The sequence below is a fragment of the Streptomyces sp. NPDC037126 genome (assembly GCF_055605965.1).
In genome coordinates this window covers 1065343-1080454 of the sequence record NZ_JBVJTD010000001.1, presented here as the reverse complement: position 1 = coordinate 1080454, position 15112 = coordinate 1065343, and the positions used below count along the sequence as shown (strand labels likewise).

At 70.9% G+C, this 15112-nt stretch carries 16 protein-coding genes; 7 read left to right on the top strand and 9 right to left on the bottom strand.

Annotated features, from left to right (window positions below; all coding sequences use genetic code 11):
• Positions 1-455: 455 nt before the first annotated feature.
• A complete protein-coding gene (locus tag ACZ7FF_RS05000) occupies positions 456-1106 on the bottom strand; it encodes a DNA-3-methyladenine glycosylase (protein ID WP_470809536.1) in 651 nt (216 codons plus the stop codon).
• A gap of 99 nt (positions 1107-1205) precedes the next feature.
• Here ACZ7FF_RS05000 and ACZ7FF_RS04995 point away from each other — a divergent pair, with 99 nt between their 5' ends.
• The 3 genes from ACZ7FF_RS04995 (at position 1206) to ACZ7FF_RS04985 (ending at position 3242) form a co-directional block, all read left to right on the top strand.
• Positions 1206-1988, top strand: coding sequence for a sporulation protein (locus tag ACZ7FF_RS04995; protein WP_470809535.1), 783 nt, complete (start codon positions 1206-1208; stop codon positions 1986-1988).
• 45 nt (positions 1989-2033) lie between these two features.
• Positions 2034-2567: a YbhB/YbcL family Raf kinase inhibitor-like protein gene (locus ACZ7FF_RS04990; RefSeq protein WP_470809534.1), complete on the top strand. Its 534-nt coding sequence runs from the start codon at positions 2034-2036 to the stop codon at positions 2565-2567.
• Between the two features lie 168 nt (positions 2568-2735).
• Positions 2736-3242, top strand: coding sequence for an HNH endonuclease (locus tag ACZ7FF_RS04985; RefSeq protein WP_470809532.1), 507 nt, complete (start codon positions 2736-2738; stop codon positions 3240-3242).
• A 108-nt stretch (positions 3243-3350) separates the two neighbouring features.
• Here the strand turns inward: ACZ7FF_RS04985 and ACZ7FF_RS04980 are convergent, their stop codons facing one another.
• From ACZ7FF_RS04980 to ACZ7FF_RS04970, 3 genes are all read right to left on the bottom strand, one after another.
• Positions 3351-4301, bottom strand: coding sequence for an SPFH domain-containing protein (locus ACZ7FF_RS04980; RefSeq protein ID WP_470809531.1), 951 nt, complete (start codon positions 4299-4301; stop codon positions 3351-3353).
• 111 nt (positions 4302-4412) lie between these two features.
• Positions 4413-4844 carry an NfeD family protein gene (locus ACZ7FF_RS04975; protein WP_470809530.1) on the bottom strand — a complete coding sequence of 144 codons (432 nt, stop codon included), beginning with the start codon at positions 4842-4844 and terminating at the stop codon, positions 4413-4415.
• Positions 4845-4916: 72 nt separating this feature from the next.
• On the bottom strand, positions 4917-5708 hold the full coding sequence (locus ACZ7FF_RS04970) for an ABC transporter ATP-binding protein (RefSeq protein ID WP_470809528.1): 792 nt from the start codon (positions 5706-5708) through the stop codon (positions 4917-4919).
• A gap of 151 nt (positions 5709-5859) precedes the next feature.
• On the opposite strand from ACZ7FF_RS04970, the gene ACZ7FF_RS04965 reads away from it, so the two are divergent.
• Entirely contained in the window at positions 5860-6648 is a 789-nt protein-coding gene (locus ACZ7FF_RS04965) for a hypothetical protein (protein WP_470809526.1), read from the top strand.
• 76 nt (positions 6649-6724) lie between these two features.
• Here ACZ7FF_RS04965 and ACZ7FF_RS04960 read toward each other — a convergent pair whose 3' ends face one another.
• The 4 genes from ACZ7FF_RS04960 to ACZ7FF_RS04945 form a co-directional block, all read right to left on the bottom strand.
• On the bottom strand, positions 6725-6964 hold the full coding sequence (locus tag ACZ7FF_RS04960; RefSeq protein WP_470809524.1) for a chaplin family protein: 240 nt from the start codon (positions 6962-6964) through the stop codon (positions 6725-6727).
• 182 nt (positions 6965-7146) lie between these two features.
• Positions 7147-7392, bottom strand: a complete 246-nt coding sequence (locus tag ACZ7FF_RS04955; RefSeq protein ID WP_470809522.1) for a chaplin family protein — start codon at positions 7390-7392, stop codon at positions 7147-7149.
• Positions 7393-7564: 172 nt separating this feature from the next.
• A complete protein-coding gene (locus tag ACZ7FF_RS04950; protein ID WP_470809521.1) occupies positions 7565-8206 on the bottom strand; it encodes a response regulator in 642 nt (213 codons plus the stop codon).
• Complete coding sequence (locus ACZ7FF_RS04945) at positions 8199-9344, bottom strand: GAF domain-containing sensor histidine kinase (RefSeq protein ID WP_470809519.1); 1146 nt, start codon at positions 9342-9344, stop codon at positions 8199-8201. The genes ACZ7FF_RS04950 and ACZ7FF_RS04945 overlap by 8 nt, the downstream gene beginning before the upstream one ends.
• A 226-nt stretch (positions 9345-9570) precedes the next feature.
• On the opposite strand from ACZ7FF_RS04945, the gene ACZ7FF_RS04940 reads away from it, so the two are divergent.
• The 3 genes from ACZ7FF_RS04940 to ACZ7FF_RS04930 all read left to right on the top strand — a co-directional run bounded on the left by ACZ7FF_RS04940 (position 9571) and on the right by ACZ7FF_RS04930 (position 12390).
• The gene (locus tag ACZ7FF_RS04940; protein ID WP_470809518.1) at positions 9571-10266 is read left to right on the top strand and encodes an SDR family NAD(P)-dependent oxidoreductase; all 696 of its coding nucleotides are present in this window, start codon (positions 9571-9573) and stop codon (positions 10264-10266) included.
• Positions 10263-11321 (top strand): S-adenosylmethionine:tRNA ribosyltransferase-isomerase, encoded by a 1059-nt coding sequence (locus ACZ7FF_RS04935; protein ID WP_470809516.1) that lies wholly within the window; start codon positions 10263-10265, stop codon positions 11319-11321. The genes ACZ7FF_RS04940 and ACZ7FF_RS04935 overlap by 4 nt, the downstream gene beginning before the upstream one ends.
• Before the next feature lie 325 nt (positions 11322-11646).
• Positions 11647-12390, top strand: a complete 744-nt coding sequence (locus ACZ7FF_RS04930) for a transglycosylase SLT domain-containing protein (RefSeq protein WP_470809514.1) — start codon at positions 11647-11649, stop codon at positions 12388-12390.
• An 84-nt stretch (positions 12391-12474) separates the two neighbouring features.
• Here the strand turns inward: ACZ7FF_RS04930 and ACZ7FF_RS04925 are convergent, their stop codons facing one another.
• A complete protein-coding gene (locus ACZ7FF_RS04925) occupies positions 12475-15030 on the bottom strand; it encodes an ABC transporter ATP-binding protein/permease (protein WP_470809512.1) in 2556 nt (851 codons plus the stop codon).
• Positions 15031-15112: the final 82 nt, after the last annotated feature.

Here is a 15112-nt window from a genome sequence, read left to right as displayed (position 1 = left end):
GTTGATTTTTGGCACGCTGTTGAGTTCTCAAGGAACGGTCGCTTCCTTTGTACTCACCCTCTCGGGCTTTCCTCCGGGCTTCCCTTCGGTGTTTCCGACTCTATCAGATCTTTTCTCGATCCGATTTCCTCGGTGCTTTCCAGGTTTCCGCTTCCGCGTTTCCCTTTCCGGCGGTTCCGACTCTATCAGATCCTTTCGGCGTCCGATTCCCGGTCGGCGGGATTGTCTCGGGGCTTTCGACTTTCGTCGTTCGCCCTTTCGACATTCACTACGCTAGCCCATTGCCGCGGCGACTCATAATCGAGTCCCGCGAGTTCGAATTCGGGCACGCGGGCGCGCCGGAAACGACCCCGCTGAGGGGTGCGACTAGGTAGTGGGTTGGCCGCTCCGGCTGCAGGTGATCACCGTACCCGGTTCAGCGGCTCGGGCTACATTACGCACCTTCCCGGGGCGAGTCAACTTCGCCGGCGCCTCGGGACGTGGGCCCGGTAGGGGCTCACCGTGGGGTCGTCCGCCACCCAGTAGCGCCACGGATGCGCTTCACCGTTCCCGCCCTCGCCGGCGACTCCGGTGCGCGGGCCGTTTCGTACCTGGTCAGGGCGGACCGGGGTGCCGGTCAGCATTCGCAGCGGGGTCTCGCCGGGGGCACAGGCGTCCGTGCCGTCCAGGGCGCGGTCGATCCCCAGGGCCGTGGAGAGACGGGCCGGACCCTTGGCCAGTTCCTTGTCGCTGCGGGCCGAAAGTCGCCGTTTGCGGGCCAGCTCGGCGCCCTCGACCACCTCCCCGGCCCGGAGCAGTACGGCGCTCGCCCTGCCCCCGGGTCCGCAGACGAGGTTCATGCAGTGCCACATGCCGTAGGTGAAGTAGACGTACACATGTCCGGGCTCACCGAACATCACCGCGTTGCGGGGGGTGCGACCGCGGTAGGCGTGTGAGCCGGGGTCGTTCGGGCCGTCGTACGCCTCGACCTCTGTGAGACGTAGCGTGATCGGACCGTCGGGGGTCGTCCGGACCAGGATGCGTCCGAGGAGGTCGGGGGCCACGTCGAGAACCGGTCGATCGAAGAAGTCTCGGGGCAGCGGCATGCGGTCCGGGGGCGCGATCATGCCCTCCGAGGGTAGTCCAGACGGACCGGGGCCCCGGCGGAACCGGCCGTGGGCGGATCGCGTTTGTAGGGGCGAGGTCCGTTCGTAAAGGGAGAGTCAATGGCGTTCAAGAAGCTGCTCGCGAGCCTCGGGGCCGGCGGGGCCTCGGTCGAGACGGTGCTGACCGAGGTCAACGTCGTGCCGGGCGGTGTGGTTCAGGGTGAGGTGCGCATCCAGGGCGGATCCGTGAACCAGGACATCGAGGGGCTGTCCGTGGGTCTGCAGGCCCGGGTCGAGGTGGAGAGCGGCGACGAGGAGTACAAGCAGAACATCGAGTTCACCAAGGTGCGGCTCGGTGGTGCCTTCGAGCTCCGGGCGAACGCGGTGCACATGGTGCCGTTCGGACTCGAGATCCCCTGGGAGACGCCGGTCACGATGATCGACGGGCAGGCGCTGCGCGGGATGCACATCGGGGTGACGACCGAGCTGGCGATCGCGCGGGCCGTGGACTCCGGCGACCTGGACCCGATCAACGTGCACCCGCTGCCGGCGCAGAAGGCGATCCTCGACGCCTTCATCCAGCTGGGCTTCCGCTTCAAGAACGCGGACATGGAGCGCGGCCACATCCGGGGCACCCGGCAGCGGCTGCCGTTCTACCAGGAGATCGAGTTCTTCCCGCCGTCGCAGTACCGGGGCCTGAACCAGGTCGAGCTGAGCTTCGTGGCGGACGAGCACGCGATGGACGTCGTACTGGAGATGGACAAGAAGCCGGGGCTGTTCAGCGAGGGCTCGGACACCTACCGGTCCTTCCAGGTGGGGCAGCACGACTGGCAGGGGACCGACTGGGCGGCTTACCTCAACCAGTGGCTGTCCGAGGTCGGCAGCAGGCGCAACTGGTTCTAGGCTCGGGAACTGCTGGTTACAGATCATCGATCAGGAGGTACCGAGGTGACCGAGCACAAGCGGCGGCCGCTCCCCCACGACTTCCATCCGCCCGTGCCGTCGTTCACGGTGACGAGCGCGGACATCGAGGAGGGCGCGACGCTGAAGGGCGCTCAGGTCCACGCGGAGGGCAACACCTCGCCGCAGCTGCGGTGGGAGGGCTTCCCGCCGGAGACCAAGAGCTTCGCCGTGACCTGTTACGACCCGGACGCGCCGACCGGCAGCGGGTTCTGGCACTGGGTGCTGTTCGACATCCCGGCCTCGGTGACGGAGCTGCCCGGGGGTGCGGGTGGCGGCAAGTTCGAGGGGCTGCCCGAGGGCGCCGTGCACGCGCGCAACGACTACGGGACGAGGGACTTCGGCGGTGCGGCCCCGCCGCCCGGGGACGGCCCCCACCGGTACGTGTTCACGGTGTACGCGGTGGACCAGGAGAAGCTGGGTCCGGACGCGGACGCGTCTGCGGCGGTCGTCGGCTTCAATCTGCGCTTCCACACGATCGCGCGCGCCCAGCTCATCGGTGAGTACGAGAACAAGGGCTGACAGCGCAGCAGGGATTCAGTCGAGCGTTCATCGAACGTTTGCCCGCCCCCGGTCTTGGAAGTGATCGGAGGCGGGCATTTTTTATTGCGTTGTCCATCTCGGCGCGCCCGTCCAGAGTTGATCCAAGCCCGCCGGGGAGTGGGCGGGTGCACACGGGAGGTGGGCTGGATGCGTGACACGCTGGTGCTGAACGCGAGCTTCGAGCCGCTGTCGACGGTGACTCTGAACCGAGCCGTCGTCCTGGTGCTCCAGGACAAGGCGGTCGTCGAGCAGGCCCATCCCGAACTCCGGATGCGTGGTGCGGACGTGGACATACCCGCGCCCCGGGTGATCAGGCTCTGCCGCTACGTACGGGTGCCGTTCCGAAGACAAGCTCCGTGGTCGAGGCGGGGGGTGCTGGTCCGGGACCGGCACCGCTGCGCGTACTGCGGGCGCAGGGCGACGACCGTGGACCATGTGCTGCCGCGGTCGCAGGGCGGGCAGGACACGTGGCTGAACACGGTCGCCGCGTGCGCGGAGGACAACCACCGCAAGGCGAACCGGACTCCGGAGGAGGCCGGGATGGCGCTGCTGCGGAACCCTTTCGAGCCGACGCCGGCCGACGCGATGCTGCTGGCGATCGGTGCCGAGGAGTTCGAGGCTCTGCCCGGCTGGCTCGCTCGGGACGCTGCCTAGGCATCCGCCGGGTCCTGTTCGCCTGCTGCCACGGCTCGTCCGTGGGTTTCCGGGCAGTTCCCCGCGCCCCTTTCGGGACGCGCCGGGAACCGGCCTCGTGACGAGCCCCTAGTCGATGCTCGGCTTCTCGCGGCGCTGGTCGGGGACGCCGGCGGAGCCGCCGTTGTTGCCCGAACCGCCGCCCAGGGGGCCGAAGTTGCCCATCGCGCCGGAGAGGCCCTTGAGGGCGTCGCCGATCTCGCTGGGGACGATCCAGAGCTTGTTGGCGTCGCCCTCGGCGATCTTCGGGAGCATCTGGAGGTACTGGTAGGACAGGAGCTTCTGGTCCGGGTCGCCGGCGTGGATGGCCTCGAAGACCGTGCGGACGGCCTGGGCCTCGCCCTCGGCGCGCAGGGCGGCGGCCTTGGCCTCACCCTCGGCGCGCAGGATCTGGGACTGCTTCTCGCCCTCGGCGGTGAGGATGGCGGCCTGCCGGGTGCCCTCGGCGGTGAGGATCGCGGCGCGCTTGTCACGGTCGGCGCGCATCTGCTTCTCCATCGAGTCCTGGATGGAGGTGGGCGGTTCGATGGCCTTCAGCTCGACGCGGTTGACGCGGATACCCCACTTGCCGGTGGCCTCGTCGAGGACGCCGCGCAGGGCCGCGTTGATCTCCTCGCGGGAGGTCAGGGTGCGCTCCAGGTCCATGCCGCCGATGATGTTGCGCAGCGTGGTGACGGTGAGCTGCTCGATCGCCTGGATGTAGCTGGCGACTTCGTAGGTGGCGGCCCGGGCGTCGGTGACCTGGTAGTAGATGACGGTGTCGATGTTGACGACCAGATTGTCCTGGGTGATCACCGGCTGGGGCGGGAACGGTACGACCTGCTCGCGCAGGTCGATGCGGTTGCGGATGGTGTCTATGAACGGGACCACGATGTTCAGGCCCGCGTTCAGGGTGCGTGTGTAGCGGCCGAAGCGCTCGACGATGGCGGCGCTGGCCTGTGGGATGACCTGGATGGTCTTGATCAGGGCGATGAAGACCAACACCACCAGAATGACCAGGACGATGATGACCGGTTCCATCGTGTTCCCCGTACCCCTCTCCACCTCGGCGCCTTCGGCAGATCCCGTGACTGCTGGGGATCTTGCTCGAAGAGTCTGACAGACCGTTGCCCAACTCGTGGGCAGGATGCCTCAGATGACGATGGCCGTGGCCCCCTCGATGTCCACGACGTCCACTTCCTGACCCACTTCGTAGGCGCGGCCGGTGTCGAGGGCCCGGGCCGACCAGATCTCCCCGGCGAGCTTGATGCGGCCGCCCGCGCCGTCGACCCGCTCCAGCACGAGGGCCTGTTTTCCCTTCAACGCCTCGATGCCGGTGGCGAGTTGGGGGCGCTGCCTGCCGTGCCGGGCCGCGATGGGGCGGACGACGGCGATGAGGGCGACGGAGACGACGACGAACGCGAGTACCTGGATGACGGTGTCGAAGCCGAGGCCCGCGACGACGGCGGCCGCGACGGCTCCCACCGCGAACATGCCGAACTCCGGCATGGCGGTGACCACGAGCGGGATTCCGAGTGCCGCCGCGCCGACGAGCCACCACACCCATGCGTCGATGTCGTTCACAGGGTCATGGTAGGGCCGTGCCCGAACGACGGACAGGGCACGAGAGGCGGCGGGCCGGCTCCGGACGGTGGGTCAGGACAGGGGCAGGCCCTGGGCGGTCCAGCGGTCGCCGACCTGCTCGACGACGAGCGGGAGGCCGAAGCAGAGGGAGAGGTTGCGGGAGCTCAGTTCCAGCTCGATCGGGCCGGCGGCGAGGACCTTGCCCTGGCGGATCATGAGGACGTGGGTGAAGCCGGGGGCGATCTCCTCGACGTGGTGCGTGACCATGATCATCGAGGGGGCGATGGGGTCGCGGGCGAGCCGGCCGAGGCGGCGGACGAGGTCCTCGCGGCCACCGAGGTCGAGGCCGGCGGCGGGCTCGTCGAGCAGGAGCAGCTCAGGGTCGGTCATCAGGGCGCGGGCGATCAGGGTGCGCTTGCGCTCGCCCTCGGAGAGGGTGCCGAAGCGGCGGTCGAGGTAGTCGCTCATGCCGAGGCGGTCGAGGAAGGCGCGGGCGCGCTGCTCGTCGACGTCGTCGTACTCCTCCTGCCAGCCGGCGGTCATGCCGTAGGCGGCGGTGAGGACCGTCTGGAGGACCGTCTGGCGCTTGGGGAGCTTCTCGGCCATGGCGATGCCGGCCACACCGATGCGGGGGCGCAGCTCGAAGACGTCGACCTTGCCGAGGGTGTCGCCGAGGATGGTGGCGGTGCCCTTGCTGGGGAAGAGGTAGCTGGAGGCGACGTTCAGGAGGGTGGTCTTGCCGGCGCCGTTGGGGCCGAGGATGACCCAGCGCTCGCCCTCCTTCACCGACCAGGAGACCTGGTCCACCAGAGCCCGGCCCTCGCGGACCACGGATACGTCCTGAAGCTCCAGAACATCGCTCATGAGCGCGTTGTCTCCCCTTGCAGTGTGGCCGGTCTCGGCTGGTCGCGTACGCCTGTGGCTCGGTCCGCCGCGCCTGTGGGCGCAGCCCTTATGAAATCTACGCCACCGGTGCGCCGCTCCATTCCATCGGTCCGGTCCTTAGGGTGGGGGCATGCTCACGGAACCGCGTTCAGGACGCCTCGCCGCTTGGGGAAACGCCCTTTTGGCCGGACTTGTCTCTCCGGATGACGCCGCGCTCGCCATTGTGGGCGAGGACACCGTGCACCGGGTGGAGGGGCTGCCCGGGGAGTCGGCGCCGGTGGGGCTCACGCTCGCACTGGGGCGGCTGCGGACGCTGGGGACGACGGGGCTTCGGGTGGCGCTGCCGGCTCCCGGCCATCCGCTGGGGCTGAGCGGGCCCCCGGAGTTCAACGCGCGGGCGCTGGACGCCGAGGAGGCGGTCGTCTGCTTCGGTGCCGCCTTCGGGCTGGTGCCCGAGGTGTACGAGGCCGGGCCCCGGGGCGATGTGCACGCCGAGGTGGTCTGGCACGTACTGGCGGTGCGAGAGGCGTCGCCCGCCGATGTGCCCTCCCTGGGCGAGGCCGAGCGGGAGCTGGCGGAGGCCCTCCGGGACGCGACCGAGGTGCTGTCGAAGCTGGATGTCGCCGGGTCGGGCCCGGTGGCGGAGGCGGCGATCGACGCGTACCGGGCGCGGGCCGAGCGGGGACGGGAGGTGCTGGCACCGGGGTATCCGCCGCGGGCGGTGCGGGTGCTGGAGCTGGCGCAGCGGGTCGCCCTGCTGATCTCCCTGGCTCATGGGACCGGACACGGGGCCGCGGTCAGCTCGGCGGAGATCGCCGCGCGCTCGGAGGCGCTGCGTCCGGTGGAGCGGACGGCGAGGCGGGCGCAGGTGGCGGCGTACAACTCGATCGTGGAGGAGCGGGAGCGCGGGGTGCGCTGAGGCCGGAAGGCCGGACGGAGAGAAGAGAGGAGGGGCCCCTCAGGTCGTCGGTGCCCGAGGAGCCCCGGAGCGGTGCTCAGTCGTTGGCGGCCTTGTCACCGAAGGCCGGGTTCAGCAGGCCGATGACGTTGACGCTGTCGCCGACCACGTTCACCGGGACGTGGACCGGGACCTCCACGACGTTGCCCGAGGCGACGCCCGGGGAGTTCACGGCCGCGCCTTCCGCTCCCGAGTTGGCGACGGCGGCACCGGCGGATGCACCGGCGGCGATGCCGGCGACGGTCAGGGCGACGGCGGCCTTCTTGGCGATGTTCATGGGACAGGTTCCTCCTGCGTGTGCTTTTCCGACCCGGCCGTGGGCCGTGTCCGGATCAACGCGGGAGTCGGCCGACGGGGTACGGCGGACGGGGTTTGAGTGCCCGTTCGGTGCAGTCGGATGAAAACCTGACAGGCCTCCCGGCGGGACCGGGAGGCCTGAGGGTCTTGACCGGCGGTGGCTCAGTTGTTGAGGCCGAGGTTGCCGAAGGCCGGGTTCAGCGCGCCGATGACGCTGACGCTGTCGCCGACCACGTTCACCGGGACGTGGACCGGGACCTGGACGACGTTGCCCGAGACGACACCCGGGGAGCCCGCGGCCGCGCCGGCGGCCGAGGCGCCGCCCGCGGCGGAGGCCATCCCGGCGCCCGCGGCCACCAGGCCACCGGCCACCATCGTCACGGCCGCCGCCTTCTTCAGCTTCTTCACTTTCCAACCCCTCCTAGACGTTCACCGCGGCGGTTCGCCGCAGCACGCACTGGAGAACGGCGGAGATCACCGGAGGATGCGCCATCCGGGTGACATTCCCACGACGGTATGAATCTCAGCCCGGGCCAAAACCTTCGCGGGCGGCCGCGGGCGAGGCGGTGGGGAGGGCGTTTCAGCCGGTCACGCCGTGGCGCACGGCCCACAGCGCGGCCTGGGTGCGGTCGGCGAGGTCGAGTTTCATCAGGATGTTGGAGACGTGCGTCTTGACGGTCTTCTCGGACAGCACCAGGGCCCGGGCGATCTCCCGGTTGGAGCGGCCGTCGGCGATCAGGCCGAGCACCTCGCGCTCGCGTTCGGTGAGCGAGCCCCCTCGGCCCTGGCCGGAGCCGGCCTCCTCCTGGGAGAGCAGGGCGTCCGCGACCTCCGGCTGGAGCAGGACGTGTCCGGCGTGCACGGAGCGGATGGCGCCGGCGAGGGCGTCGGGGTCCACGTCCTTGTAGACGTATCCGGCGGCGCCCGCGCGCAGGGCCGGGACGACCGTGCGCTGCTCGGTGAAGCTGGTGACGATCAGCACGCGCGCGGGGTTGCCGAGTTCGCGCAGCTTGCGCAGGGCGTCGATGCCGTCCATGCCCGGCATCTTGACGTCCATGAGGACGACGTCGGGCCGCAGCTCCTCGGCGCGGGCGACCCCGTCGGCGCCGTCGGCCGCCTCGCCGACGACGGCTATGTCGTCCTGCACCTCCAGGAAGGTGCGCAGGCCCCGGCGGACGACCTGGTGGTCGTCGACGAGCAGGACCTTGATGGGTTCAGCCACCGGGGACCTCCATCTCGATCGTGGTGCCCTTGCCGGGCGCCGATTCCACGGCCAGCGTGCCGCCGACCCCGCTCGCCCGGTCCCGCATCGAGACCAGGCCGAGGTGCCGTCCGGCGCGGCGGACCGTCCTGGGGTCGAAGCCGCTGCCGTCGTCGGTGACGCGCAGCACGGCTCCGCCGCCGCGCCGCTCCACGCGCACGTCGACGTGTTCCGCGTCCGCGTGGCGCAGGGCGTTGTGCAGGGCCTCCTGGGCGACCCGGAGCATGGCCTCCTCCTGGGCGGCCGGCAGGGCCCGGAAGCCGCCGCTGGTGAAGGTCACGCGTGCGGTGTGGGCGCGGTCGAGGACCTGGATCTGGGTGCGCAGGGTGGCGAGCAGGCCGTCCTCGTCCAAGGCGGCGGGCCGCAGCTCCACCACGGCGGCGCGCAGCTCGTCGGCGGCCTCGGCGGCGAGCACGGCGACCTGGTGGAGCTCGCCCTTGGCGCGCGCGGGGTCGCGGTCGACGAGGGCGGCCGCCGCCTGGGCGGTCAGGCGCAGCGAGAACAGTTTCTGGCTGACCGCGTCGTGCAGCTCGTGGGCGAGGCGGGAGCGTTCCTCGGCGATGGTCAGCTCGCGGCTGCGCTCGTACAGGCGGGCGTTGGTGAGGGCGATGGCGGCGTGCTGGGCGAGGATGGCGAGGAGTTCCTCGTCCTCCTCGGTGAAGCCGCACCCCCCGCCGGGCCTGGGGCAGTTCTTGTTCGCCAGGAAGAGCGCGCCGATGACCTCGTCGCCGTCGCGGACGGGCAGGCCGAGGAAGTCGGCCATCTCGGGGTGGTTGGCGGGCCAGCCCTCGAAGCGGGGGTCCTCGCGCACGTCGGCGAGGCGCTCGGGGCGGGCCTCCCGCAGCATCGCGGCGAGGATGCCGTGCTGGCGGGGCAGGGGGCCGATCGCCTTCCACTGGGCGTCGCTGACACCGTCGACGACGAACTGGGCGAAGCCGCCGTGGTCGTCGGGGACGCCGAGGGCGGCGTACTGCGCGTCGAGGAGTTCGCGGGCGGAGGCGACGATCGTCTTGAGGACGTCGCGCACCTCCAGGTGCCTGCTCATGGCCAGCAGCGCGGAACTCACCGCGGCGAGGCCGGACCGGGGGCCGTGACTCATGTCCTCACGGTACCGGCGGGGTGTGACGGCGCGGATCGGACCGGTGGCGGCCGGGACCGGTCCTCAGGTCCTAGGCCCGGCGGGGTAGGTCCCCCGGCCGGGGCGGGCGGCGTACGCCGAAGGACCCCCGCGGTGTGCGGCCCGCGTCCGAGGCGGCCGGGACGGTGGCGTTCCTACGTTGGTCCCACCGCCGAACGCGGCGGTGGGCGACGAGGGGACGGTAGTCATGCCGGTAGCGGTCATCACGGGGGCGTCGAAGGGGCTAGGGCGGGCGCTCGCCGGGGCGCTGGCCACGCGCGGCTGGGATCTGGTGCTGGATGCGCGGGGCGGTGGGGCACTGAAGGAGGCCGCCGAGTCGGTCGCCGGGCACGGGACCCGGGTGGAGGCGCTGCCCGGGGACGTCACGGACGCCGGGCACCGGGCCGCGCTGGTGGCCGCCGCGCGGCGGCTGGGGGGCCTCGATCTGCTGGTGAGCAATGCGAGCGCGCTGGGCGCCGAGCCGCTGGTGCGGCTCGGTGAGCTGCCCCTGGAGGGGCTGCGGCGGGCGCTGGAGGTGAACGTGACGGCCGCGCTGGGCCTGGTCCAGGAGGCGCTGCCGCTGCTGCGGGCGTCGGCGGCGGGCACGGTGATCACGGTCAGTTCGGACGCGGCGGCCGAGGCGTACGAGACCTGGGGCGGGTACGGCGCCTCGAAGGCGGCCCTGGACCGGCTCGCGGCGGTGCTGGGCGTGGAGGAGCCGGGCCTGCGGGTGTGGGCGGTGGACCCCGGAGACATGGCGACCGACCTGTACGCGGCGGCCGTTCCCGGCGACGGCGGTCCGCGGCCGGCGCCCGGCGGTGTCGTACCGGCGTTCCTCCGACTGCTCGACGAGCGGCCGGCCAGTGGGCGGTACGCGGCGCCGGCTCTGGTGGAGGGGCGATGACGACGTTGGTGCGGGTGCCCGGGGGGCGCTCCGCGCGCGTGCCGGTCGAGCAGCGGGGGCCGGGCCTGGACCGGGACGCCGTGCGGCTGCTGGTGTCGCGGGGCACCGAGGTGGCGCACCGCACCGTCCGGGAGCTGCCGCTGCTGCTGCGGGCCGGGGACCTGCTGGTGGTGAACACCTCGCCCACGCTGGCCGCGGCGGTGGACGGGCGGCTCGGGCACGCGCGCGTGGTGGTGCACTTCTCCACCCTCGGGGACGACGGGCGCTGGGCGGTCGAGTTGCGGGAGCCGGACGGACGCGGCACCACGCGCGCGCGTACGGGCACCCGTGCGGGAACGAAGGTGGGGCTGCCGGGCGGGGCGCGGCTGGTGCTGGAGGAGCCGCTGAGCGCGCGCGGGGAGCGGCTGTGGTGGGCGCGGGCCGAGGGAACGCGGGTCCTGGAGCTGCTGCGGGAGCACGGGCGGCCCATTCGTTACTCCTATACGGAGCGGGACCAGCCGCTGGAGGTGTACCAGACGGTGTTCGCGCTGCCTGCGCCGGACGGGCCGGGCAGCGCGGAGATGCCGAGTGCGGCGCGGCCCTTCACCGCGCGGCTGGTGGCGGAGCTGGTGAGCCGGGGGGTGCAGTTCGCGCCGGTCGCGCTGCACACGGGGGTGGCGTCCGCGGAGGCGCACGAGCCGCCGTACCCGGAGCGGTTCTCCGTGCCGGAGGCGTCGGCGCGGCTGATCAACGCGGTGCGGGCCGGGGCAGGGCGGTTGATCGCGGTCGGTACGACGGCCGTGCGGGCCGTGGAGTCGGCGGCGGGGCCGGACGGGGTGGTGCGGGCGGCCGGGGGGTGGACGGATCTGGTGGTCACGCCCGAGCGCGGGGTGCGGGTGGTGGACGGGCTGCTGACCGGGCTGCACGAGCCGGAGGCCTCGCATCTGCTGATGCTGGAGGCGGTCGCCGGGCGGGCCGCGGTCGGCCGTGCCTACGAGGAGGCGCTGCGCGGGCTCTATCTGTGGCACGAGTTCGGCGACGTCCATCTCATCCTGCCGGATGAGGACGCTCACTGAGAGCGTTGCGGCGGCAACTCCTCGTGAGAGGTCCGCGTCCGCGGTGTGAGCCCGAGCATAGGGTCCAGATCACGTACGAAAGGGCATAGGAGATAAAGCCGTCCACATGAACGGGGCAGACGGTCCTGTCTGTCCCGTTTTGCACTTCCCTGATCCACTATCCAGGATCGTACGTCACGTCTTTGCCAGGGCATTTTGCGCCCGCTAAGAATTGCTTCCGTCGCTCAGCGCCGTGGGTTCCGATCCGCGGCGTTCGTGTGGGAGGAACCGATTCCCCCGGCGGACGCAGGAGCGACCTCCGCGCCAACGAAGAGGTCCATCAGCCATGCCCAAGAACATCCTCACCCGTGCTCATAGTCTCGGTCTGACCAAGCAGCACAAGTTCGCCGTCGCGGGTGTCGCGGCCCTCGGCACCGCCGCCATCGCCCTCTCGGCCGTGCCCAGCAGCGCCGAGACCGTCACCACCGGTGCGCCCGCCGCGAGCGCCCAGGTCGCCTCGACCACCACCCTGCAGAACGTCAAGGGCACGGTGACCGACCAGCTCGCGACCCAGAGCCTCAAGCTCGACAGCATCGCGACGCAGAAGAAGGCCGACGACGCGGCCGCCGCCAAGCAGCGCGTCGAGGCTGCCGCGAAGAAGGCCGCCGCCGACGCCGCCGCCAAGAAGGCCGCGCAGGACCGCACCGCCTCCACCGCGACCCGGTCCACGCAGCGCCTCGACATCCAGCCGGTCGCCGCGAAGACCTACGCGAACAACCTGGACGGCTGGATCCGCCAGGCGCTGGACATCATGCAGCAGAACCACATCCCGGGCTCCTACAGCGGCCTGCACCGCAACATCATGCGTGAGTCCTCGGGCAACCCGATGGCCATCAACAACTGGGACGTCAACGCCGTCAACGGCATCCCCTCCAAGGGCCTGCTGCAGGTGATCCAGCCCACCTTCAACGCGTACCACGTGCCCGGCACGTCGATGAACATCTACGACCCGGTCGCGAACATCACCGCCGCCGCCAACTACGCGGCGCACCGGTACGGCTCGATCGACAACGTCAACAGCGCGTACTGAGGGCTGGCGCGGACCTCAGCTACGTGACGCCGAAGGGCGGCACCCCTCAGGGGGTGCCGCCCTTCGGCCTTGTCGCGGGCGCGGTTACTTGCGCATGACCTCCGGCTCGTGGCGGCGCAGGAAGCGCGCCACGAAGAAGCCGCAGACCACACCGAGCGCGATCAGCGCGATCATGTCCATGACCCAGGCCCCGCCCGTGTGGTTCCACAGCGGGTCCGTGCTGGTCGGGTCGTCGGTGTTCGGGGCGATGTTGTTGAAGTCCAGCGTGGCGCCGGCCGCGGCCACCGCCCAGCGCGACGGCATCAGGTACGAGAACTCGTTGACGCCGAGCGTGCCGTGCAGGGTGAAGAGGCAGCCGGTGAAGACGACCTGGATGATCGCGAACATCACCAGCAGCGGCATGGTCTTCTCGGCGGTCTTCACCAGCGAGGAGATCACCAGGCCGAACATCATCGAGGTGAAGCCGAGCGCCATGATCGGCAGGCACAGCTCGACGAGCGTGGAGCCGCCGAGGACGACGCCCTGGTCGGGGATCTCGCGGCTGGAGAAGCCGATCACACCGACCATCAGGCCCTGCAGCACCGTGACGGCGCCGAGCACGACGACCTTGGACATCAGGTACGCCGACCGGGACAGGCCGGTCGCGCGCTCCCGCTCGTAGATCACCCGTTCCTTGATCAGCTCACGCACGGAGTTCGCGGCACCCGCGAAGCACGCACCGACCGCGAGGATCAGCAGCACGGTGGTGGCCGTGCCGTTCGGGATGTGCAGGCCGGTCCTTGGGTTGACCGTCGGGTTGACCAGCAGGCCGTGCTTGTGGTCGATCAGCAGGCTGACCGCGCCCAGCACCGCCGGCAGGATCACCGTCAGCGCCAGGAAGCCCTTGTCGGAGACGATGACCGACACGTAGCGCCGGACCAGGGTCATCAGCTGCGAGCCCCACGCCTGCGGCTTGGGCGGCTTGATCGCCTGCGGCGGGGGCATGTGTACGGCCTGCGGGGCGACCGCGTCGATGTCCGCGGCGTACATCTGGTAGTGCTGCGACCCCTTCCAGCGGCCCGCCCAGTCGTAGTCGCGGTAGTTCTCGAAGGCGGAGAAGACGTCGGCCCAGCTGTCGTAGCCGAAGAAGTTCAGCGCCTCCTCCGGCGGGCCGAAGTAGGCCACCGCACCGCCCGGCGCCATCACCAGCAGCTTGTCGCACAGTGCCAGCTCGGCCACCGAGTGGGTGACCACCAGGACCGTACGGCCGTCGTCGGCGAGGCCGCGCAGCAACTGCATGACATCGCGGTCCATGCCCGGGTCGAGACCGGAGGTCGGCTCGTCCAGGAAGATCAGCGACGGCTTGGTGAGCAGCTCCAGGGCCACCGACACACGCTTGCGCTGGCCACCGGAGAGGGAGGTGACCTTCTTGTCCTTGTGGACGTCCAGCTTCAGCTCGCGCAGCACCTCGTCGATGCGGGCGTCGCGCTCCTGCGCGGTGGTGTCGGCCGGGAAGCGCAGCTTGGCCGCGTACTTCAGGGCCTTCTTGACGGTCAGCTCCTTGTGCAGGATGTCGTCCTGCGGGACCAGTCCGATGCGCTGGCGCAGCTCCGCGAACTGCTTGTACAGGTTGCGGTTGTCGTACAGCACCTCGCCCTGGTTGGCGGGCCGGTAGCCGGTGAGCGCCTTGAGCAGGGTCGACTTGCCGGAGCCGGACGGGCCGATGACCGCGATCAGCGACTTCTCCGGGACGCCGAAGGAGACGTCCTTCAGGATCTGCTTGCCGCCGTCGACGGTGACGGTCAGATGGCGCGCGGAGAAGGAGACCTCACCGGTGTCGACGAACTCCTCGAGCCGGTCGCCGACGATCCGGAACGTGGAGTGGCCGACGCCGACGATGTCGGCCGGGCCCAGCTGCACCGAGCCGCCCTTGGGGATCGGCTGGCCGTTGACGTAGGTGCCGTTGTGCGAACCGAGGTCGCGGATCTCCAGCCGGCCGTCCGGCGTGGCGTGGAACTCGGCGTGGTTCCGGGAGACCTGCAGGTCGGAGACGACCAGGTCGTTCTCCAGGGCACGGCCGATGCGCATCACGCGGTCGAGCGAGAACTGGTGGAACGTGGTCGGGCTGCGGTCGCCGTAGACCGGCGGCGCCCCCGCGCCCCCACCGGGCGTCTGCTGCGCGTGCGGTTCCCCGGGACCGGCCTGCTGCGGGAACGCGGGCGCCTGCTGCGGCTGTTGCCAGTCGGCCTGCGGGGCCTGCTGGTGCGCGGGCCGCTGCTGCGGCACCGCCTGCGGCGGGGCCTGCTGAGCCCAGCCGGGCGCCCCGGCGCCCTGCGCGGCGTACGGCGCCGGCTGCGGCCGGCTCACCGCGGCCGCCGAGAGGTTCAGCCGCGGTCCGTCCGTCGCGTTGCCGAGGTGCAGCGACGAGCCCGGACCGATCTCCGTCTGCTGGATCCGCTGCCCCTGATCGAACGTGCCGTTGGTGCTGCCGTGGTCCTCTATGACCCAACTGCGGCCGTTGTAGCTGACCGTGGCGTGTCGCCAGGAGACCCTGGCGTCGTCGAAGACGATGTCACCCTGCGGATCGCGGCCGAGGGTGTATGGCCTGGACGGGTCGAGCGTCCAGGTACGTCCGTTTGATTCCAGTACGAGTTCCGGCACTCCATGCCCCACTGAGTTGTCCCCCGAATTTCCCCCATCACAGGGAGTCTAGGGATGTCGAACATCGTGGGGAACTATTTCA